Raw genomic sequence first — 18,753 nt, 5'->3', positions numbered from 1 at the left:
GCGAAACAATAACTCATAAAAACAAGACTTTTATTCATTTTTAAAAAAGGAGTTCATATTGTGAAATGGTTTGAAAAAGCAGTGGGGAAGGAAAAGATTATTCATCTGTTTGATGGGGATTTGGAATTGAATAATGTATTTCTTGATACTGTGTTATGTTACGATTACAAATTAGATCTTGTCTTTTATTTATTTGATTTGCCAACTAATTTCCCTGAAAAGTGGCAGAAAAGTTCATTTAATGCTATAAAAATTAATTTAGAGTTTTTTAATTTAGATGAAATCCATTTTTATTCTAAGGGGATTCATAAGGTGAATGGACAACTGGAACTGCTCTTTTTAGAAAAGAAGGTTGAATTCAATTTTATAAACCAAAATGATGTGATCTTATCGGGATCTTCTGACCTTGTTAGAATTGCTGAGATTGGTCCTGTGAAGATTGATACTTAAAGATGTATTCCTAGCTTATTTGCGGAGATTCTGGATGATCAAACAATCCCCCATTAACAGGAGGGACACCACGACTATGGGAAAAAGTGAAGGAAGAGCACAAACATTAGACCTTGACCTAAGGCTAAACCTTTCTACAAGAAAAAAACTACGAGACCACGAATATGAAGTTACAGTATTTTGAATTAGATAAGCCCTATATGGAAAATCAACAGAGGATTGAGGAACTGATGGACTCAGCTGTGCTAACTTACGAGGAAGCTAGAATTAAGGACTATCGACAGAATTGGAAAGACCTCCGAAGAGCGTTCGTATATGAATCCAAATGTATGACCTCTATGGTAGAAAGGCTTTTCAAACCAGTTGTGACCAAGGATTGTTGGAAAATCATCGTAGAATGTGTAGATACGATTAGCAATCCAGCTATCATGAACCTACTTGGTGTCTATACTGTTCAGGTCTTATTTGATTTTTCTAGCTATGAAACCTTGAGTCCATTGGAACAGAAAAAGCTGCTCTTAGAGGCCTTGGTAAAAGGGGTAAAGCGCGTGTTTCAGGAGCTCTCCATTCCTTGCTCCTTGATAGAGGATGTAGTCAATGAAATAGAGAAAAACGATTATGAAAATAGCTGGGAGTGGAAAAGGAAGAAGATCCAATCCACGATCTATTCCATTCAAGTGGAGCATCAGCTTGATAAAGTGGATTTGTTTTGGAAGATAGAGCACAAGGACAAGAGCATCCGTCAGTTGATTCAATCCTGCCCTGCTCACGAGATGGACTATGGGGCTAAGCTTGGTAAACTGGAAACAAAAGGGGACTTCCTTTATCTGTTGGATAAACAGAATGAGGTTGTGAGCAGAATTTCTGTTTTAAAATGATGGAGCAAGAACAATGAGTGACTTAAAAAAGAAATTATCCTTATTAAAAGTTGAAAGACGAATCAAGAATTTGAAGGGGATAAAGGATGTCTATTTTCTGACCACTAAACCGAGAGAAATTGCTTGGTATGCTGGGGAGTTGAATCCTATCGATTCTCCGATTCCTTGCCTTTATGAGTTTTCTGCCAATCTTACTACTAAAGATCTAAGTAGATCAATTCAAAGTCTAGTTGGAAATAGAAGGCAGTTTATCCTAGTTTTTTGGGAGTTTTCACCAGTTTACGTCTTGTTTCAAATGGAGTCTTTGGATAATTTTTTGTCCTCTTATTCTACTGAATTTTCTACCAGAGACCTGACACTTTTCTTTCAAGACCAGGAAAAAGTACTGGATCTCCATTTAGCGGAGGATAAAGTAGAAGTGAGAGTCTTGGAGAATAAGGCTAAGAACCCGTAGATTCTATAATGTGAAAGCTTAACATTGAATTAGTTGATGAAAGCACCAAAGAGGAAAGAATGCTATTCTTGGAGTGAATAATGATAATGGAGGTTCTAATGTGTGAAAAAGAATATTATTATTATGGCAATAGTGAGTTTATGACAGGCCTAGGAGTTATTTATACAGAGTTTACTGGTCAGCGTGCAAGTCGACAAATTAACGTTTTGAATGGGCACTCTTATGCTTCCTCTTGCCTACAGGATTATGTTCCAGAAGTAGGGTTTCTACTCTATGATGGTCGAAAAGATGAGTTGGATCTATCAGACTCCATCAAGATTAGTCAAGAGGAATTTGAACGAATTTGGACTCAGGCTGTCGCTAGCGGTCAGAATGATGCGTAATTGTCAGTTGAAAATAGCCAAATATAATCCAAAAAATGTGAGAGGAATCCAATAATGATGCTTAATTTGTTGAAGGAATTCGTAGAAGTCTATCATAGAAACAAGGGCTTAGGAGAGCTTGTATTTACTAGTGACTGTCTCCATGTCGAAAAGCCAGATTTGTCTGGTCAATTGAAAGAGTTCTACCAGCATTTAGACTTTGATGAGGAAGCTTATTTTAGAGGAGCTCCCTATGATCTTGCTCTAATTCCTCTCCCTCTATGTGAAGCTGCATCAGAAGGATGGCAGGATCCTAGCTGGAAAGAGAGTTATATGGTTTTTGCTCACATGATGGGCGATGAGCCAATCTTTTGTGATCTAACTAGCGAGCTTAGTCCTGTATTTGGCAAGATTCCTGGAAATTCTAAGCTCTATAGCTTAAGCCCCTCTTTATCTACTTTCTTGTCTACCTATAGTCAGATGAAAAAGCTAGAAATCACCAAGTTTGAGAATGACATCTACATTGATGAGGATTTGTCAGACTATAAAGAAGGTTTTTTAACAGGAATCATGGCTATTATCGAGGAGCAACTTCCTGAAGACTATCGAAAAGACTTTATTGAATTTATGCTGGGTTAAAGCCAAATAGAGAGAGATGAGAAGCAAATGGAAATGAAGAATTTTTTAAAATGTTGTGAGGATATGGTCATACAAGAAGGTGGGGCCTCAGCTCTTGAACTAGAAAAACTCAAAGCCAGACAGTTTCCGCAAGCTCACCTGGATTTGCTCTCCATAACCAACGGCTTGGAATTTTATGGTGGCTATTATCGTTTGTTTGGGACGGATTCTACTCAAGCCATCACGCTGGACTCTTGGAATTCGGATGAGCTATGGAAAGATGTCTGGAGAGATTATGCATCAGACTACTATTTTTTTGGTATGTCTGCTATTGGAGATCAATTCGCTTATAGATTTAAGGATGGGAACATTCAAAGTCATCAAGTTTATTATTTAGATGGGATTACTATGGATGTCATCGAGATTTACGACAGTTTTGAAGCATTTTTCGAGAGGGAATTTGTTCTGAAAGCCCAAGGTGGGATGGAATCTATTTTTGTGTCTGCTAGGGAGCGATTTGGAAATCTAGACCTCTCCACAAGCTGTATTTATTCCCCTTCCTTAATGATTGTGAATGATCCAAGCGTTGAGAATCTCATGCTTTTACCGACAAAGGATGTCATGACTATCAATGGGGATTTGCTTGTTCAATTATCTGATTCAGAGGAGTCGATTACGAAACTGGAGCAATATCTAGACGCTTTGGGTAGAGCTAGAGTCAAGGTTATCTTTGATCGAGATTGAGAAAGCAGGATAAAGTTTATATAGAAAAGAATACTCTTGAGATTCATGATTTTAGTTTTTGAGACAAGCAATGGCTTATTCTTCTTGTAAAAGTGTCATTGTAAAAATAGATAGGTTGAACAAAGAAAACGAAGCATGATATTCATAAAAAGAGGTGAATGATGACCAGTTTAGATAAATATTTAGAGATCATTAAAAAAGGATTTTCCGAAAGAGAGAATCTAATGGCAATGGAGCCTCTGCATTCTATCGAAGAGATTGCACCATTATTGGATGAAACATTGACTTATAAAGAATTCATCAATATCAATCGCTTATTAAGACAAAAGTACATTGTCGAAAAGCCAGAGGAGATGCTGAAGGATGTGGATTTTAATCAGCTTTCGTTACCTAGCAATACGAGAGTGATTTACTTGATGGGAAGTAAATCTGATGTGCTAGACTTTTCAACATACGAACAAGTAGAAAAAATTTTATTAGTTGGGGCTAGAAGAGTAAGAAAGATCATCTTACCCCAAAATGATTGTGTGAAAGCTCTAGGGATTTCTTCTATGACAAATTTGGAAACGATAGAGAACATTTCTTTTCATAAAGGCATGCGTTATCTGCACGTTGATTATGGTGTAAAGTTGCCGGACTTTGATTTTATAAGGGATTTAAATCAGTTGCTCTATCTTTCATTTACAGCAAATAAAAATTTACCAGAATTGGATTTTATTCAGTCCTCTAGTGAGCTTCGTTTTTTGGATTTTGTTGATACGTCTATTTTTAACTACGCATCAACAGTTAGCTACCTGAAGAGTCTGAAACATCTCCGATTTTTAACAACTGGAAGAACGAATCAAAAGCAAAGGGAACTTCTTAGAAGAGAGTTACCACATGTTTGCATGCGTGAGGAGTAAAAAATGCCTTTAATACAGCTTTTTATGACCGATGTCTTCAAAATAAACGAACCTTTAGTCCCGTTGTTTAAGTAGGAGGAATTATGAGCCATACGAATCTAGCAAAAGAAACCTTACTCCAGTTTATGCAGGCTATGTATTCTTGGGAGAAAAAGGCCACTAGGAGCCTAAGAAACCAAGCTGATAAAGAGATGTTGAAGGATGAATTAGCTACGATTTTTGATCAGTTTTGTACATCTAAAAAAACACTCAGAGCAAGGGAAGTATCTTTATCTGTCCGGTTTCCGTTTGACTATAAATTAGAAACACATCCCATCGTTGATGAAGAGTATGACGGGAATCAAGCTTATTTCTACATCAAGGAGAATCGTTCTGGTATAGAAACTCTCTATCGTTTTCAAATGGTGTTTCAAAAGGGGAAATGGTGGATTAATAAGAAAGAATGGCTTGATGATGGGAAGTGGATCAATTCTTCCTTGTGAAATACTGGATAGTATAGGAATGCAGGAAGAGATGTTCTTCAAAAAACGGTAGTAGTTAAGTACAAGAAATGAAATTTTAGAGGTCAATATGAATAAAACACTTTCAAATCAAAAAAGGAAATTAACAACCATTAAAAATCAAGTACTAAAGGCGAGAGATTTTGATCTTGAAAAAGCACAGCTTTTTACTACTAAAGCAATTTTAGAAGCATTAAAAACAGGCAAAAAAAGCCTTGAGATCAATTGGGAGGAAAACGGGAAAACAGAAACCTACTCCTATAAACATGTACGGATGGTTCATGCTATTCAACCATATACTTTGGTTTCTGAGTTCATTGAAAACAAGACATCTGAAACCTATCAATCTTTGCTAAATGGCTGTTTTTGTTCTGTAATGGCAGATATGGCTTCTGCTAAATATTTAGCTAAAGGTGGCTCAAACTTTGATACAGATATTTGTTTGACTATCTTATTTGCCCTTGCCTATTTAGATGATACTTATGTAGAGTTATTAATTGATAAATTAGCCTATTTTAAAGAAGCGCAAGTTGAAAAAGGAAAAAAAGTTATTTTCTTTTCAGCCAAAAGTTTATTGCCTTTAGCCGTTTTTCTTTATGGAAATGGACAGGGAGACCGGTTAGCTAGCTTGCTCGAAAATACCTGTGATGCTAAATATCAACCCTTGGACTCGAACCCTTATCATAATGTAAATGATGCCTATAAACAGGTTATGGAAACTATTTTTTCAGAGGATGTGGCTATTTTTAGAGAAACAATTTTATCCATGTGTGATTATCATTTAGCGAACACCAAAGACAGTCATTTAGTAGACTTCAATACCTTACTATGGCAATATTTCCCAATTGAAATCTTAGTTTTACTAAAAGAACGTCAGAAAAGAGGATTCCCAATCGACGGGCTTAGCCATCCCTTGCTTGATGACTTTTTACCCTATTTCATGGATGACTTTCAGATATCCGAGCAAAATAAAATGATTCTAGGAACGATCTTAGACTAGTTGTGTAGAATAGATGGAAAATGTATTTATCCCGTGAAATCGAATGTCATTTTAGGGAAAAGACTGCAAAGAGGAGAAAATACGTGAATCTAGAATCTATAATATTTGATGATGATCTTGAAATGAGCGTTTTTATACCAGAGCAACAAGATTCTATTCGCCTGGTTCTATCGGACGAGCTTGCTTTAGCAGATGAAGTAATGTCCAATGACTACAAAGAAAAAATCGTTCATATGCTTAGGGCATCTGCTTATTGGTATGAGTTAGCTGAAAAACGAATCTTTTCGGAACTATCCATGATGGGGCAGTTAATGGTGATCTATCTGCTCTCCGAACAGACGTCATCCGATTTTATTTTTGGCTTATTATTTAGAGTGGACGCTGAAGTAGAGCATGGAAGAGGAATGAAGATTTCACTTGAAGAGATGGCTATCATTGACTATGGAGACGCTGATAGAGCATTTTGTTAGATTAGAAATGCATATCAGTAAGTTTAACGAATTGCGAATAATCCCCCCCATTAATATCAAAGGAGAATGAAGATGAAAAAGACCTACTTTGTTTATCGAGATAGTGGAGCGATAGAAAGACAAAGTGATGGGGTTGAGTTCTGTAAAATACCTGAGTTTTATGATGATAAAATATATTTTTATTGTGATGAATATATGCTGTTCTGGACCGATATTGATAAGGTAGGGGATTTGAATAAATCTAAGGATTTTAAATTAAAGGGTCAAATAGTGCCAGCAACCCTAGAGGAAATCAGTAAGGAAGGTTTGATCAGTTCCATTCATTCTGTTAAGCAATATGCGATTGAGAACGGGAAAGTTGTAGGGATAACCTATATCCATTTAGATTCCTAGGAAAATGCAATGAGGAACTCTTAATATCCTATGAAAGAGCAGGTAATGAAATGAAAGAGGCTAAAGAACTCTTCGTAAAAAATGGCTTTTCGCGACTAAGGCGAACCAATAACTATTATAAAATCAATCATGATTTTTACACGGTAATCTATTTTCAACGAAAATCAGATGGGACTGCCTATTTCGTGAATATTGGCCTTCATCCCCTCTTTCTGGACTCGGGACCGTTAGAAGAAGTGGATTGTGCTTTAAGAACTCGATTAGGTTCTATCGATCATAGAAATGGCATGGATCAAGCTGAATTGGAAAAGGCTGTCCAAGAGGCCATCGATTTTACTGTTCAGTATTCATCGTATCCTACCGTATTTTCGAGCATAGATCCCGAGAAGGATCTTGAGAAGGATTGGTTGTTAAAACAATTCTCTATTACCAAAGTGAACTTATGCAGATTGTATGTTGAGTATTATGATGCCATCGATTCTAAGAAGCTTGCTTTGGATTTTGCCAATTATGGATTAGCCATTACACCTAAGATTGCCTCTGTTCCCAAAAACTTCTTTAAAACCTATATTCGTTCGGGAGAAATAATCAAAACTACTTATTAGGGTGGAATGAAAGTTCTGATTGACTGATCAACATCCTGACGAAATGAATCGGTAGGAGAAAATATATACATCTTAATGAACAAATCTAAGACCTTGATAATAATCTAAAGTTGGCATTCTATGTCAGTCTTGTACCAAAAAGGAAATAAGAAATGAAGAACTATTTACTGGACGAAAGGATATTTCAGTATCCTGAATCGTTTAAAAAATGTATCGAACTCAATTTAGTTGATTTTGATATTTGGTATCTGTTGGATTCAGAATGGGCCCTGTCTTTGTATGAGGGATTGCAGGAAAGGTACCCAACCCGAAAGTTGATTCCATTTGCTAAAAGAGGAGATTGTGATGATACAGCTTGTTTTGAAATAGGAAAGGGCAATAAGGTCCAACTCATTCATGATTTTGCCACCGAAGGCTGGGAGCAACGAAAAGAGTTTAACGATTTTTGGGAATGGGTAGAATATGCAGTCAAATGCATGATAGAGTACAATAAAGAAGATGGGATTGTATAATCGCAAGCTCTTTTCTAGGGACGAAGGAACTCGTCTCTAATGATTTACAAGGTAAGGAGAACAAATGGAAACGATCATCCAATTATTAAATGAGATTGAAGAAAGTATCCAACAGCTAAATCATCCTTGTGTAGACCATCTAAATCCGGGAATAACTTCTTTAAAAATTCAAGAATTGTTTGAGGAAATCCCATTGCAACCAAACCAAGACTTGCATGCCCTTTATGCTTGGAGAAATGGATCAAAAGACAGTGAGGGAGTCACACTCGGTGAGCAGGCATTTTTTCCTGGTTTTTATTTGATGTCTCTGGAAGAAAGTATCCAGACCTACTTGGAACTAATAGAAACGGATACTTGGGATAAGTCTTGGTTTCCAATTTTTGCCAGTGGAGGGGGAGATTTTTATGCCATGAACCTGGCTCCAGAAGCTCAGGGGCAAATACATGGTGTTTATGTGTATGAAGAGGAACCTCAGGTCGAATATCGGTCATTGAAATCCATGCTCACAACCTTTAAAGTATGTTATGAACAAGGTGTTATTTTCAGGAATGAACAAGGCTACTTGGAGATGGATTATAGGAAGCATGCTGAGATTGCACATGAGATGAATCCAGATGTGAAGATGTGGCTGGAATTCTTAAAGGAGACGGAAGAGGAATGACCACGGAAAGAAATATGGCAGTAGTGACTGTATTAAAAAAGATCATTAAACTCTATGAGGAAACAACGTTTATTCCCCAATCAGTGAGTTTTTCAAACGAAAAATTAAGGATCCAGTCTTCCAATTTGACAGGAGAATTGCTTGCTTACTATCAACACATAGAGTTCGATAAGGATTTGTTTTTTTGCCAATCAAAATTTTAATATTGTTTTGTTGCCATTAGACTCTCCTGCAAGGACAGTCGAATCTTGGGCCCTACAAGATGTTGATCAGTTTAGTGAAGGGCAATACCAGATATTCGCTACTACAGATACAGATGATATTCTTTTCTGTGATATGAAAGATGACAGTTCTCCAGTTTACTCGGGCAGTCCAGGAGATCCTAACTTCTATAAACTCAGCGCAAGTTTGACGGAGTTTTTTGAGTTCTATTTTGCTTTTTCAAATTTCTGGGGCCAAAGAGAAGATGTCCCTCTGGAGGAATATATTGCAGGGACAGGTGACTTGATAGAGCGCTACCTTTCCCCAAACGTCCAAGCGACAGCGAAAGAATATCTATTTTGGTAAGATTGACCTGAGAAAAGCCTTTCTTAGTAACACAAAGTGAGTTGGATAGGAGAAAAGAAATGAAAGTGAAAGAACTAATCGAAGAGATTGAAAATGATGCTGAGTTCGTCTCGTATTTAAACCAGGTTCCCAAAAAGAATAAGAAAACCCAAGCTAGCTATCTCGAATCGCTGAATCATCTGGCCTATTTACTTTATCTGGATGGTCAAGAGGAAATGGCTAAGAAATTATTAGATAGGATCATACAAGTTCCATTTGAAGGGAATTATAACACTTGGACCTTTGTTGCGAGCTCTCTGGTTTTATTGGCCTATATGGAAAGAGAAACAGAAAAAAAGCTATCTGCCTATAAAAAACTCCTTTTATCTCCATTAGAGCAAGGGGAGGAATCCACTCAAAACATAAGAAGGAGAGTTCATCAGAGATTTTTGAATGGTGATAGCTTGGAGCAAAAGCTTGCAAAAATCGAGCAAGCTTCAAGTCCTGAATCAGAAATGGACCGACGTCTGCTATACTTAACAGATTTACTGAAAATCTACCTCTTTATTACTGAGTCAACTTGTGAAGAGACAGATATACAAGCAAAAATCGAAGAGAATATGGAGATACTAAAGAAGTATATCCAGGAGCATGAAATCTATAGCCTCTTTCCTTTTAAGGGATAAGGTAAGTTATCGATCTTGGACTTTTAGAAAAGAGTAGAATATGGCAATCAAAAAACACTTTGGGGTATACGGCATTTGCTATGAGAATGGGAAACTTCTCTGTATTGAAAAAACAAGAGGCCCCTATCAGCATCGTTTTGACCTACCAGGTGGTAGTCAGGAACTCGGTGAGGGGTTGACAGAAACCCTCAAGAGAGAAGTTCTGGAAGAGACAGGATATACAATTAACAGTTACTCAAATCCTAGGGTTTATGACGTGCTGGTTCAAGAAGAGGGGCAAGACTTCGCCGTACATCATATCATGGCCTTTTATGATATCGTACTCGATTTCGAACGCTCTCAAAAATCCCTTCCTCAGGAGGTTCTTGATGGAAGTAATGATTCAGCAAATGTCATTTGGCTGAATTTGGAAGAAATTACCGAAGAAAATGCCTCGCCTTTAGTATTAAAAGTGAAGGCAGAGTTACGAGGATTTCCTGAATTAGAACGGACAAGCTATAAGAATTGGAAGGTAAAATAGAGGGATAATGGAACTATTTAAAACATGGAAGAAATATATGGTTCTCTATGGTCTTAAATCTCAAATCGGGACTGTTTATCGAAACAGTGATAGGACAACGAGCTTTTATGATATTGGGAATTTTCTATACCTAGCAGGGGAGTTGGATTCCAGATTTTGGGAAGATTTTGTTAGGCAATATGGTTTAGATTTTAAGATTATTATTTCAGAAGACACTAAGTGGCAAGATTTTCTGCATCAGAAAGTGGAGCTAATTTCTTTTACTCGCTATTCTTTTAAAGATAAGGCAAATTTTCAAGTTGAATTTCTAAATGATCTAGTTAGTCAGTTAGAGAAAGGTTACAATATTGTGCCTATTGATAATCGTATTTATAACTGCCTTTCTGAGGAAGAATGGTCACAAGATTTACAGGGGGATTTTGAGTCCTACCAGGATTTTGCTTTAAAAGGTGGATTTGGCTTTGTGATTCTTAAAAATAATGAAGTGATTGCTGGGATTTCCTCAGGGTTAGTTTACCAAGGAGCAGTTGAAGTGGAAGTTGCAACTAGACCAAACGAACAAGGAAATGGATTTGCTAAAAAGCTTGGTGCTGCAATGATTCTAGAGAGTTTAAACAGAGATATGTTTCCACTTTGGGATGCTCATAACGAGGCTTCCAAAAAAGTAGCAGAATTTTTAGGATATGAGTTAGTTGAACCTTATGAAGCTTTTGAACTAGAGGAAAGTGTCGTATAATGATATCTGATATTGTATCTTTTAAGACGAGGTGAATGAACATGCAAAATCAACTAGCTCTTAGTGGCGAAAAAATTGTTGAAAAAGTTTATCCCCATTTATTGCACCACGTCGGCTTGATTCGTGGGGAATACTTGTTGAGAGAACTAAACCAAAACATACTATTACCAAATTGTCAGCAATTTGTGAAAGATTATCTAGACACTATTTGTCATTTGTACTCAGATGAAGAAGTCTGGTATCGCTTTTCAGAGTTAACAAATGCAGAAGCAAATAGTCTAGACGGGACTAAAGAGTATTTTGACGAACGCCACCCCTTATTTGGATACAGAGGTATCAGGCGTTTGTTGGCGTGTCTAGATGAATTTCAGGCTGAGACAAATGTTGTTACAGAAGTTTTTCAAACCAATCCCAATCTGTCTGTTATTTTTCCTTTTGTCAATGATGCCGAACAATTAAAACAAGCTATTACAGTATTGCGTCAGTATGGTTTTACCGAGAAAGTCGGCACGATGATTGAATTACCATCAGCTTATTTAGACTTGGACAGGATACTGGAAACGGGCATTTCAAAGATTGTAGTTGGAATGAATGATTTAACTTCTTTTATTTTTGCGACTGTGAGAAACAGTCAATGGCATGATATGGAAAGTCCCATTATGTTAGAAATGCTGAGACAGATGCAGGATAAAGCAAGGATGAAAAAGATTGATTTTGCTGTAGCAGGCTATCTGAATACTTCTTTCATACAAAAAATGAATCAGATGGGTATCGAATGTATTCTCCATTACAGCTCTATTCCAGAGATTTTTGATTTAGAAATTGACCATCCAGACCATCTTAAACATATAAAAGAAGAAAGTAAAAAATTACAAAGGAGAACCCATGACACCGCAAGAAATGTGGAATGCCTACAAGCAAATCAACCCTTCTATCGGTGATGAGATAGATGCCTGGGCTTTTGGAGTGGAAGCCGATCTCTTAGCAGACTTGGTTTTAAAAGGTGAGAAGACTGCTACGGCTTCAGCCTATGACCTTTATGCAGTGGATAAGGAGCCCCTTCCCCAAGAAGGAACCTTTGATATCATTTTAGATAGCCAAGATCAGGCTATCTGCATTGTCGAAATTACCAAGGTTTCTGTTCAGCCCTTCCATCAAGTGTCTGCTGACCATGCCTTCAAGGAAGGTGAAGGAGACAAATCTCTGACCTATTGGCGTCAGGTTCATGAGGAGTTTTTCACGGAGTGGCTGGAGGAAGCAGGTCTGACGTTTACACCTGACAGTAAGGTGGTTTTGGAAGAATTTCGCAAGGTTTATCCATTATAGAACATGAGGCTGGGCATAAAGTGTCCAGCCTTCGATGTTTAATAGGAATAATTGTATGACGCAGTGGTTGATTGCTCAAAGCACTGCTTTTAGGTGGTGGATAGGACTTGCGAAGCAAGGTTCCTAAGTATTTGTTTGCTACTTAGCTCCAAAGATGACCTATGAAGATGGAAAACAATGTTTTATTTATCTGCAACCTCCAACAGTCTCCCAGACTGTTGGAGCTGTGCGGGGTGGGAAAATTGAAAAGGTTTGGGGAACCTTTTCAACTTTTGTTTAATTAGTCGAAGTTCTTTCCCACTCCCTTTGGTTCGGATCTAATTTTCCAAAAGGGCTAAAAAATGGTATAATGTAAGCGATATTGTACAGAAAAGAGAATGTATATGCCAAATTATGCCATTATTTTAGCAGCGGGAAAAGGTACCCGTATGAAATCAGATTTGCCCAAGGTTCTACACAAGGTTGCTGGGATCTCTATGTTGGAACATGTTTTCCGTAGTGTTGGAGCCATCTCACCCGAAAAGACTGTAACGGTTGTGGGCCACAAGGCTGAATTGGTGGAGCAAGTCTTAGCTGGACAAACAGAGTTTGTCAAACAAACCGAACAATTGGGAACTGGTCATGCAGTTATGATGGCAGAGCCAGTCTTGGAAGCTCTTGAAGGCCACACCCTTGTCATCGCAGGGGATACACCTTTGATTACGGGTGAAAGCCTCAAACACTTGATCGATTTTCATATCAACCACAAAAATGTGGCAACGATTTTAACAGCCGAAGCAGCTAATCCATTTGGTTATGGCCGGATTGTCCGTAATGACAATGCAGAAGTGCTTCGCATCGTCGAGCAAAAAGATGCGACAGATTTTGAAAAGCAAATCAAAGAAATCAATACAGGGACTTATGTTTTTGACAATGCCCGCCTCTTTGAAGCCTTAAAGAATATCAACACTAACAATGCCCAAGGTGAATACTATATCACAGATGTGATTGGGATTTTCCGAGAAGCAGGAGAGAAAGTTGGAGCCTATACGCTCAAAGACTTTGATGAAAGTCTTGGGGTTAACGACCGCGTTGCCCTTGCGACAGCAGAAGGCATCATGCGTCGTCGCATTAACCAAGCTCATATGGTCAATGGAGTGAGCTTTGTCAATCCTGATGCGACTTATATCGATATCGATGTCGAAATCGCTCCTGAGGTACAAATCGAAGCCAATGTTACCCTAAAAGGGCACACAAAAATTGGGGCTGAGACAGTCTTAACCAATGGAACCTATATCGTGGACAGTGAGATTGGTGCAGGTGCTGTTATTACCAACTCTATGATTGAAGAAAGCACAGTAGCCGATGGTGTGACAGTAGGGCCATATGCTCATATTCGCCCAGCTTCTAGCCTGGCCAAAGATGTCCATGTTGGAAACTTTGTCGAAGTCAAAGGTTCGTCTATTGGTGAAAATACCAAAGCGGGTCATCTGACCTACATTGGCAACTGCCAAGTCGGTAGCAACGTCAACTTTGGTGCGGGAACCATTACCGTCAACTATGATGGGAAAAATAAATACAAGACTCTTATTGGCAACAATGTCTTTGTTGGCTCAAATTCGACCATTATTGCGCCAGTTGAGCTCGGGGATAATTCCCTAGTCGGGGCTGGCTCCACCATTACCAAGGATGTACCGGCAGATGCGATTGCAATTGGTCGTGGCCGTCAAGTCAATAAGGATGAGTACGCGACTCGTCTTCCCCACCATCCTAAAAATAAATAGGAGATTTTCATGCAATTTGAAGAAAAAACCATTGAGCGCAAGGAGATTTATCAAGGACCGATTTTCCAAGTAGTTACAGATCAAGTGGAACTACCTGACGGAAAAGGTCAAGCGCAGCGTGATTTAATTTTTCATAATGGAGCAGTAGCGGTTTTACCGATCACAGATGAGGGCAAGACCATTTTGGTCAAGCAGTACCGGAAGGCAATCGAGAGGACTTCTGTAGAGATCCCAGCAGGGAAGTTGGAAAAGGGTGAAAATGCGGATCCTCAAGCAGCTGCTTTGCGTGAATTGGAAGAAGAAATTGGTTACACAGCGGATCTAGAGTTGTTCTATGATTTTTATTCTGCCATTGGATTTTGCAACGAGCGGATCAAACTCTATGCTGCGACCAATTTGAAAAAAGTGGAAAATCCTCGCCCTCAAGATGAAGATGAGACCTTAGAGCTGCTAGAAGTGACCTTGGAGGAGGCTAAAGACTTGATCCAAGCTGGTGAAATCTGTGATGCCAAGACCATTATGGCGATTCAGTACTGGGAATTATCCAATAAATAGAGGAGGATCCAATGGGAAAACCTTTATTAACAGATGAAATGATTGAGCGGGCAAACCGAGGAGAAGCAATCTCTGGTCCCCCGCTCTTTGATGAGGAAGAAACAAAAATTCTCCCGACAGGAAACAGGGGATTTGGTTATGAACGGCCAGTGATTTCAAGGGAAGTAGATAGTGGACATGGAGCATCGTATCCTCAGGAGACTATTCCAATCAGAGTCCAACCTACAGTGACCAAGAGTCGTCGGATTGAGAACCAAAAAGATGAGGTGATTCAATCAAAATTGAATAAGATCTTATTTTGGGTCATCCTGCTCCTCATCTTGTTAATTCTTGCAATCTGGCGCTTATAAGCAGCATCTACCAAAGGAGTGACGATTATGAAAATTGGAATCATTGCGGCCATGCCACAAGAATTAAAAATCTTAGTGGAAGCTTTGCAGAACGGAGAGAAACACCTTCGCCTAGGAAAGGTCTACTATACAGGGTCGATTGGTCGCCATGAAGTGGTCTTGGTTGAAAGTGGTATCGGAAAAGTCATGTCAGCCATGAGTGTGGCTGTGTTGGCCAACGATTTTAAGGTGGAAGCCATTATCAATACAGGTTCTGCAGGTGCAGTAGCACCAGGGATGGCTGTTGGGGATATCGTCCTAGCGGACAAATTGACCTACCATGATGTAGATGTGACAGCTTTTGGTTATGACTATGGCCAGATGGCAGGGCAACCTCTTTACTTTGAATCCAGCCGCTATTTTGTTTCAGAGATGAAAAAAGTGCTAGCTGAGGAACAAACACCAACCCATGTTGGACTGATTGCGACTGGGGATAGTTTTATCGCGAGTGAAGAAAAAGTCGCAGCGATTAGGGAACATTTCCCAGAAGTATTGGCCGTTGAGATGGAAGGGGCAGCTATTGCCCAAGCGGCTCATGCAGCCGGCCGTCCTTTCATGGTCATTCGGGCTATGAGTGACACGGCAGACCATGCAGCTAATGTCTCTTTTGATGAATTTATCGTAGAGGCTGGTGAGCGCTCTGCTCAAACCTTGATGACTTTCTTGAAGAGATTAGTATAGAAAAACTTAAGATAATAGGACTAGCCCTTAGCTAGTCCTATTTTGCTAAGCTGATTCTGTAAAGTAACTGGTTCTTCATGCTATAATAGATTCTAGTAATGCAAAGGAGAAGTTATGGTTTTATCAAAAAAACGGGCACGTCATGTGATTGAAGAAATTATTGCCCTCTTTCCGGATGCTCAGCCAAGTTTGGATTTTCGCAATCATTTTGAATTATTAGTAGCGGTGATGCTCTCTGCTCAAACAACGGATGCTGCGGTTAATAAGGCAACTCCTGCCTTGTTTGAAGCCTTCCCAACTCCTCAAGCCATGGCGGTCGCTAGTGAAGCCGACATTGCCAAGCATATTTCCAAATTAGGTCTCTATCGCAATAAGGCTAAGTTTCTCAAAAAATGTGCCCAACAATTGTTGGACAACTTTGATGGCCAAGTCCCTCAGACACGGGAGGAACTGGAGAGTTTAGCCGGAGTGGGACGTAAAACAGCCAATGTGGTCATGAGTGTCGGTTTCGGAATTCCTGCCTTTGCTGTTGATACCCATGTAGAGCGGATTTGCAAGCACCATGATATCGTAAAAAAGTCGGCAACGCCGCTAGAGGTAGAAAAGCGAGTTATGGATGTCCTTCCACCGGAACGTTGGTTGCCAGCTCATCAGGCCATGATCTATTTTGGACGGGCTATCTGCCATCCTAAAAATCCTGAATGTGATCACTATCCGCAATTGTATAACTTTAAAGACAGTTAAAAAGCGAGGTCTAATGACTTCGCTTTTATTTGATAGGGAAGAAAGTAAGTAAGAGCCAAGAAATCAGTAGAGTAATAGCGCCAATTCCAAGGCCAAATAGAATAGGAAGGATGATTCTTTGGTAGGGAGCTTTACCCCTTTCTTCAGCTTCTTCAATCTCGCTCAGACTGCGTCCTTGTTCATAGGCGACAATCTGGCGATAAGTACGAAGATTATGCTTTTTCTTGAATTTTTCAATGCGTAAGGCGTAGAATATAGCGGCAGCAAGAATCAAGCAACTAATAGCGATGCCGTATCCATCCAAATAAAGAATGAGGGGAGTGCTGATGATAGGACTGCCAATTAGCAGTAAGCTAAAGACCACTTCATCTTTTTGATAGCGCATAAATTCTTGGTCGTGAATAATTTGTTTCATGGTTTCCAAATCTCCTTTGACTAGTTTGTCCAATGACACTTCAAAGACCTTGCTTAGTAAGAGCAGGTTTTGAATATCAGGATAGGTTGCGCCGCGTTCCCAGTTGGAAATGGATTGACGGCTGACAAAGATGATTTCAGCTAATTCGTCTTGAGATAAGTTTTTCTCTTTACGATAGTGCTGGATTTGTTTTCCGACTTGCATAAGATTTCCTCGCTTCCTGATTTCATTCTACTCAATTTTATAAAAAAGGGCTATCAAAGTTCTTTGACATGTTGATTTCATAGGGTTTAGCAACTGTTTTTGACTATAGATTTACAAGCCTGTCAATGGATAGTTACCTACTGAAAAAGAGGCCAAGAGCCTCCTTTTTCTTATTCGCTAAATCTTAAAAAATAACCATCTGGATCCAAAATCGCAAATTCATGGGGATAAATAAAGCTATCTCCTACTCGAAATTTTCTTTGTATCAGCGGACGATAGATGGGATAGTTGGCTTCCAGTAGTTTTTGGTGGAGTTGTGGGACATCCTTGATACCAAAGGAAATATTGACACCACGCCCGAAAGGATAAGTCAGTTGGGATAATTCTTCTGCGTTGCCTTCTTCTAGCATCAGCTGGCAGTCTTCAAGCGAAAGGAAGAGAAATTTTTCCTCTGGACGCTCGTATTCGACAGAGAATCCCAATAAGTCGCAGTAGAAGTGACGCGATTTCTCGATATCCGATACGACAAATTCAGGGATGACAGCTTGATAGTCCATTCGTTTTCTCCTTATAGATCAATCTCCATGACAATTGGTGTATGGTCTTGGCGGGCACCGGAGTCAATCATAGCTGACTTGGTCACTTTGTCCGCAATGCGGTTAGAAGTGAGCCAGTAGTCAATTCTCCAGCCTGTATTGTTGATTTTAGAAGTCTTGCTACGTTGTGCCCACCAAGTATATTGATCTGGAAGGTCCCCATGCAAGTGGCGGAAAGTATCAGTGAACCCTTTGGCTAGCAAGTTCGTGAAGCCTGCCCGTTCTTCATCTGTAAAGCCTGGGGAACGACGGTTGCTGGCTGGATTGGCCAAGTCGATTTCCTTGTGGGCTACGTTGTAGTCGCCTGTAGCAAGGACAGGTTTTTGCTTGTCTAGTTCAGCTAAGTAGTCTGCGTATTTGGTATCCCAGATTTGGCGTTCTTCTAAGCGTTTGAGCCCATCTCCAGCATTTGGAGTATAGACCTGGGTCACAAAGAAGTTATCAAATTCAAGGGTAATAATCCGACCTTCGACATCCATGGTAGAGGGAGCACCGATTTCTGGGAAAGTTACGGTCGGTGTCAATTCTTTTTTGTAGAGGAACATGGTTCCTGCGTAGCCTTTACGAGCGGGTTCTACAGAGGACCGCCAGGTGTTTTCATAACCAGGGAAGAGTTCTGCTAAGACCTCTAAGTGTTTTTTCGTTGGTCCTTTGGCAGATAATTTTGTTTCCTGAATGGCAATGATATCCGCATCCTCTGCAACCAAGGTAAGGAGGACGTCTTGCGAGAGCTTCGCGCGTGCAGAGTCACTCGTCAAGGCGGCATTTAATGAGTCAATATTCCATGAGATTAGTTTCATATCGTTTCCTTTACTAACTTTGTCGGTGCTTCTATTATACCAAAAAAAATCCAGTCTCCTGTTTCTCGTGATTTGAGGAAGGATCCGCTTTTTAGTAAAAAGATGTTTGTATTGTTCACACTGCTGAAAGAATAGTTGACAAGGAGTTCAGAATAGCTATTTTTTTATCTGGTCTAGCGACTCGCGTCTGGATGAAATGTGCTATAATGGAAGTTGAGTTTAAAATGGAAATATTCCTCAGAT

28 protein-coding genes are annotated in these 18,753 nt (G+C 39.4%); 25 read left to right on the top strand and 3 right to left on the bottom strand.

Features of this window, described 5'->3' with window-relative positions; all coding sequences use genetic code 11:
• Positions 1–60: 60 nt before the first annotated feature.
• From ABT997_RS07175 to nth, 25 genes are all read left to right on the top strand, one after another.
• Positions 61–450, top strand: a complete 390-nt coding sequence (locus ABT997_RS07175) for an Imm50 family immunity protein (protein WP_350019065.1) — start codon at positions 61–63, stop codon at positions 448–450.
• A 164-nt stretch (positions 451–614) separates the two neighbouring features.
• Entirely contained in the window at positions 615–1,328 is a 714-nt protein-coding gene (locus ABT997_RS07170; protein ID WP_350019064.1) for a hypothetical protein, read from the top strand.
• Between the two features lie 13 nt (positions 1,329–1,341).
• Complete coding sequence (locus tag ABT997_RS07165) at positions 1,342–1,782, top strand: hypothetical protein (RefSeq protein WP_009732479.1); 441 nt, start codon at positions 1,342–1,344, stop codon at positions 1,780–1,782.
• Between the two features lie 98 nt (positions 1,783–1,880).
• The gene (locus ABT997_RS07160) at positions 1,881–2,165 is read left to right on the top strand and encodes a hypothetical protein (RefSeq protein WP_009732480.1); all 285 of its coding nucleotides are present in this window, start codon (positions 1,881–1,883) and stop codon (positions 2,163–2,165) included.
• A 54-nt stretch (positions 2,166–2,219) separates the two neighbouring features.
• Complete coding sequence (locus ABT997_RS07155; protein WP_350019063.1) at positions 2,220–2,783, top strand: hypothetical protein; 564 nt, start codon at positions 2,220–2,222, stop codon at positions 2,781–2,783.
• Between the two features lie 27 nt (positions 2,784–2,810).
• A complete protein-coding gene (locus tag ABT997_RS07150) occupies positions 2,811–3,506 on the top strand; it encodes an SMI1/KNR4 family protein (RefSeq protein WP_009732482.1) in 696 nt (231 codons plus the stop codon).
• 161 nt (positions 3,507–3,667) lie between these two features.
• Complete coding sequence (locus ABT997_RS07145) at positions 3,668–4,408, top strand: hypothetical protein (protein ID WP_350019062.1); 741 nt, start codon at positions 3,668–3,670, stop codon at positions 4,406–4,408.
• Between the two features lie 83 nt (positions 4,409–4,491).
• Positions 4,492–4,890 carry an NTF2 fold immunity protein gene (locus ABT997_RS07140; RefSeq protein ID WP_350019061.1) on the top strand — a complete coding sequence of 133 codons (399 nt, stop codon included), beginning with the start codon at positions 4,492–4,494 and terminating at the stop codon, positions 4,888–4,890.
• Between the two features lie 88 nt (positions 4,891–4,978).
• Positions 4,979–5,908, top strand: coding sequence for a hypothetical protein (locus ABT997_RS07135; protein ID WP_350019060.1), 930 nt, complete (start codon positions 4,979–4,981; stop codon positions 5,906–5,908).
• 83 nt (positions 5,909–5,991) lie between these two features.
• On the top strand, positions 5,992–6,378 hold the full coding sequence (locus tag ABT997_RS07130; RefSeq protein ID WP_350019059.1) for a hypothetical protein: 387 nt from the start codon (positions 5,992–5,994) through the stop codon (positions 6,376–6,378).
• Positions 6,379–6,450: 72 nt separating this feature from the next.
• Positions 6,451–6,771 carry a hypothetical protein gene (locus tag ABT997_RS07125; protein WP_350019058.1) on the top strand — a complete coding sequence of 107 codons (321 nt, stop codon included), beginning with the start codon at positions 6,451–6,453 and terminating at the stop codon, positions 6,769–6,771.
• Positions 6,772–6,821: 50 nt separating this feature from the next.
• Positions 6,822–7,376: a DUF4304 domain-containing protein gene (locus ABT997_RS07120; RefSeq protein WP_350019057.1), complete on the top strand. Its 555-nt coding sequence runs from the start codon at positions 6,822–6,824 to the stop codon at positions 7,374–7,376.
• 152 nt (positions 7,377–7,528) lie between these two features.
• Positions 7,529–7,888, top strand: a complete 360-nt coding sequence (locus ABT997_RS07115; protein ID WP_350019056.1) for a hypothetical protein — start codon at positions 7,529–7,531, stop codon at positions 7,886–7,888.
• 64 nt (positions 7,889–7,952) lie between these two features.
• Entirely contained in the window at positions 7,953–8,549 is a 597-nt protein-coding gene (locus ABT997_RS07110) for an SMI1/KNR4 family protein (RefSeq protein ID WP_154852324.1), read from the top strand.
• A gap of 210 nt (positions 8,550–8,759) precedes the next feature.
• Entirely contained in the window at positions 8,760–9,116 is a 357-nt protein-coding gene (locus ABT997_RS07105) for a hypothetical protein (RefSeq protein ID WP_229102078.1), read from the top strand.
• Positions 9,117–9,175: 59 nt separating this feature from the next.
• Positions 9,176–9,781, top strand: coding sequence for a DUF6707 family protein (locus ABT997_RS07100; protein ID WP_154852328.1), 606 nt, complete (start codon positions 9,176–9,178; stop codon positions 9,779–9,781).
• A gap of 40 nt (positions 9,782–9,821) precedes the next feature.
• On the top strand, positions 9,822–10,301 hold the full coding sequence (locus ABT997_RS07095) for an NUDIX hydrolase (RefSeq protein ID WP_350019055.1): 480 nt from the start codon (positions 9,822–9,824) through the stop codon (positions 10,299–10,301).
• A 7-nt stretch (positions 10,302–10,308) separates the two neighbouring features.
• Positions 10,309–11,037, top strand: a complete 729-nt coding sequence (locus ABT997_RS07090; protein WP_126403957.1) for a GNAT family N-acetyltransferase — start codon at positions 10,309–10,311, stop codon at positions 11,035–11,037.
• A 41-nt stretch (positions 11,038–11,078) separates the two neighbouring features.
• Positions 11,079–11,978, top strand: coding sequence for a putative PEP-binding protein (locus ABT997_RS07085; protein ID WP_350019054.1), 900 nt, complete (start codon positions 11,079–11,081; stop codon positions 11,976–11,978).
• Entirely contained in the window at positions 11,923–12,363 is a 441-nt protein-coding gene (locus tag ABT997_RS07080) for an ASCH domain-containing protein (RefSeq protein ID WP_117745031.1), read from the top strand. The genes ABT997_RS07085 and ABT997_RS07080 overlap by 56 nt, the downstream gene beginning before the upstream one ends.
• 383 nt (positions 12,364–12,746) lie before the next feature.
• Positions 12,747–14,126 carry a bifunctional UDP-N-acetylglucosamine diphosphorylase/glucosamine-1-phosphate N-acetyltransferase GlmU gene (gene glmU, locus ABT997_RS07075; RefSeq protein ID WP_350019053.1) on the top strand — a complete coding sequence of 460 codons (1,380 nt, stop codon included), beginning with the start codon at positions 12,747–12,749 and terminating at the stop codon, positions 14,124–14,126.
• Positions 14,127–14,135: 9 nt separating this feature from the next.
• The gene (locus tag ABT997_RS07070; protein WP_350019052.1) at positions 14,136–14,681 is read left to right on the top strand and encodes an NUDIX hydrolase; all 546 of its coding nucleotides are present in this window, start codon (positions 14,136–14,138) and stop codon (positions 14,679–14,681) included.
• A gap of 11 nt (positions 14,682–14,692) precedes the next feature.
• Positions 14,693–15,031: a cell wall synthase accessory phosphoprotein MacP gene (gene macP, locus ABT997_RS07065; RefSeq protein ID WP_125335314.1), complete on the top strand. Its 339-nt coding sequence runs from the start codon at positions 14,693–14,695 to the stop codon at positions 15,029–15,031.
• 27 nt (positions 15,032–15,058) lie between these two features.
• Positions 15,059–15,751, top strand: a complete 693-nt coding sequence (locus tag ABT997_RS07060; protein ID WP_350019051.1) for a 5'-methylthioadenosine/adenosylhomocysteine nucleosidase — start codon at positions 15,059–15,061, stop codon at positions 15,749–15,751.
• A gap of 114 nt (positions 15,752–15,865) precedes the next feature.
• A complete protein-coding gene (nth, locus tag ABT997_RS07055) occupies positions 15,866–16,495 on the top strand; it encodes an endonuclease III (protein ID WP_120702221.1) in 630 nt (209 codons plus the stop codon).
• 25 nt (positions 16,496–16,520) lie between these two features.
• Here nth and ABT997_RS07050 read toward each other — a convergent pair whose 3' ends face one another.
• From ABT997_RS07050 to ABT997_RS07040, 3 genes are all read right to left on the bottom strand, one after another.
• The gene (locus ABT997_RS07050; protein WP_126403962.1) at positions 16,521–17,114 is read right to left on the bottom strand and encodes a helix-turn-helix domain-containing protein; all 594 of its coding nucleotides are present in this window, start codon (positions 17,112–17,114) and stop codon (positions 16,521–16,523) included.
• A 170-nt stretch (positions 17,115–17,284) separates the two neighbouring features.
• Entirely contained in the window at positions 17,285–17,671 is a 387-nt protein-coding gene (locus ABT997_RS07045; protein WP_350019050.1) for a bleomycin resistance protein, read from the bottom strand.
• Between the two features lie 11 nt (positions 17,672–17,682).
• A complete protein-coding gene (locus ABT997_RS07040) occupies positions 17,683–18,510 on the bottom strand; it encodes an exodeoxyribonuclease III (RefSeq protein ID WP_350019049.1) in 828 nt (275 codons plus the stop codon).
• Between the last annotated feature and the right edge of the window lie 243 nt (positions 18,511–18,753).

Origin of the sequence: Streptococcus australis (genome assembly GCF_040226615.1) — a bacterium.
Taxonomy (GTDB): Bacteria; Bacillota; Bacilli; order Lactobacillales; family Streptococcaceae; genus Streptococcus; species Streptococcus australis_E.
The sequence above is the reverse complement of the archived record's forward strand: the minus strand, read 5'-3'. Positions and strand labels throughout refer to the sequence as shown.

Coding starts and splice junctions, on each gene's coding strand:
- ABT997_RS07170 (WP_350019064.1), top strand. CDS start 615: ATGAAGTTACAGTATTTTGAATTAGATAAGCCCTATATGGAAAATCAA.
- nth (WP_120702221.1), top strand. CDS start 15,866: ATGGTTTTATCAAAAAAACGGGCACGTCATGTGATTGAAGAAATTATT.
- ABT997_RS07165 (WP_009732479.1), top strand. CDS start 1,342: ATGAGTGACTTAAAAAAGAAATTATCCTTATTAAAAGTTGAAAGACGA.
- ABT997_RS07135 (WP_350019060.1), top strand. CDS start 4,979: ATGAATAAAACACTTTCAAATCAAAAAAGGAAATTAACAACCATTAAA.
- ABT997_RS07095 (WP_350019055.1), top strand. CDS start 9,822: ATGGCAATCAAAAAACACTTTGGGGTATACGGCATTTGCTATGAGAAT.
- ABT997_RS07085 (WP_350019054.1), top strand. CDS start 11,079: ATGCAAAATCAACTAGCTCTTAGTGGCGAAAAAATTGTTGAAAAAGTT.
- ABT997_RS07045 (WP_350019050.1), bottom strand. CDS start 17,671: ATGGACTATCAAGCTGTCATCCCTGAATTTGTCGTATCGGATATCGAG.
- ABT997_RS07125 (WP_350019058.1), top strand. CDS start 6,451: ATGAAAAAGACCTACTTTGTTTATCGAGATAGTGGAGCGATAGAAAGA.
- ABT997_RS07060 (WP_350019051.1), top strand. CDS start 15,059: ATGAAAATTGGAATCATTGCGGCCATGCCACAAGAATTAAAAATCTTA.
- ABT997_RS07090 (WP_126403957.1), top strand. CDS start 10,309: ATGGAACTATTTAAAACATGGAAGAAATATATGGTTCTCTATGGTCTT.
- ABT997_RS07140 (WP_350019061.1), top strand. CDS start 4,492: ATGAGCCATACGAATCTAGCAAAAGAAACCTTACTCCAGTTTATGCAG.
- ABT997_RS07050 (WP_126403962.1), bottom strand. CDS start 17,114: ATGCAAGTCGGAAAACAAATCCAGCACTATCGTAAAGAGAAAAACTTA.
- ABT997_RS07115 (WP_350019056.1), top strand. CDS start 7,529: ATGAAGAACTATTTACTGGACGAAAGGATATTTCAGTATCCTGAATCG.
- ABT997_RS07160 (WP_009732480.1), top strand. CDS start 1,881: ATGTGTGAAAAAGAATATTATTATTATGGCAATAGTGAGTTTATGACA.
- ABT997_RS07080 (WP_117745031.1), top strand. CDS start 11,923: ATGACACCGCAAGAAATGTGGAATGCCTACAAGCAAATCAACCCTTCT.
- macP (WP_125335314.1), top strand. CDS start 14,693: ATGGGAAAACCTTTATTAACAGATGAAATGATTGAGCGGGCAAACCGA.
- ABT997_RS07110 (WP_154852324.1), top strand. CDS start 7,953: ATGGAAACGATCATCCAATTATTAAATGAGATTGAAGAAAGTATCCAA.
- ABT997_RS07145 (WP_350019062.1), top strand. CDS start 3,668: ATGACCAGTTTAGATAAATATTTAGAGATCATTAAAAAAGGATTTTCC.
- ABT997_RS07150 (WP_009732482.1), top strand. CDS start 2,811: ATGGAAATGAAGAATTTTTTAAAATGTTGTGAGGATATGGTCATACAA.
- ABT997_RS07070 (WP_350019052.1), top strand. CDS start 14,136: ATGCAATTTGAAGAAAAAACCATTGAGCGCAAGGAGATTTATCAAGGA.
- ABT997_RS07100 (WP_154852328.1), top strand. CDS start 9,176: ATGAAAGTGAAAGAACTAATCGAAGAGATTGAAAATGATGCTGAGTTC.
- glmU (WP_350019053.1), top strand. CDS start 12,747: ATGCCAAATTATGCCATTATTTTAGCAGCGGGAAAAGGTACCCGTATG.
- ABT997_RS07155 (WP_350019063.1), top strand. CDS start 2,220: ATGATGCTTAATTTGTTGAAGGAATTCGTAGAAGTCTATCATAGAAAC.
- ABT997_RS07040 (WP_350019049.1), bottom strand. CDS start 18,510: ATGAAACTAATCTCATGGAATATTGACTCATTAAATGCCGCCTTGACG.
- ABT997_RS07120 (WP_350019057.1), top strand. CDS start 6,822: ATGAAAGAGGCTAAAGAACTCTTCGTAAAAAATGGCTTTTCGCGACTA.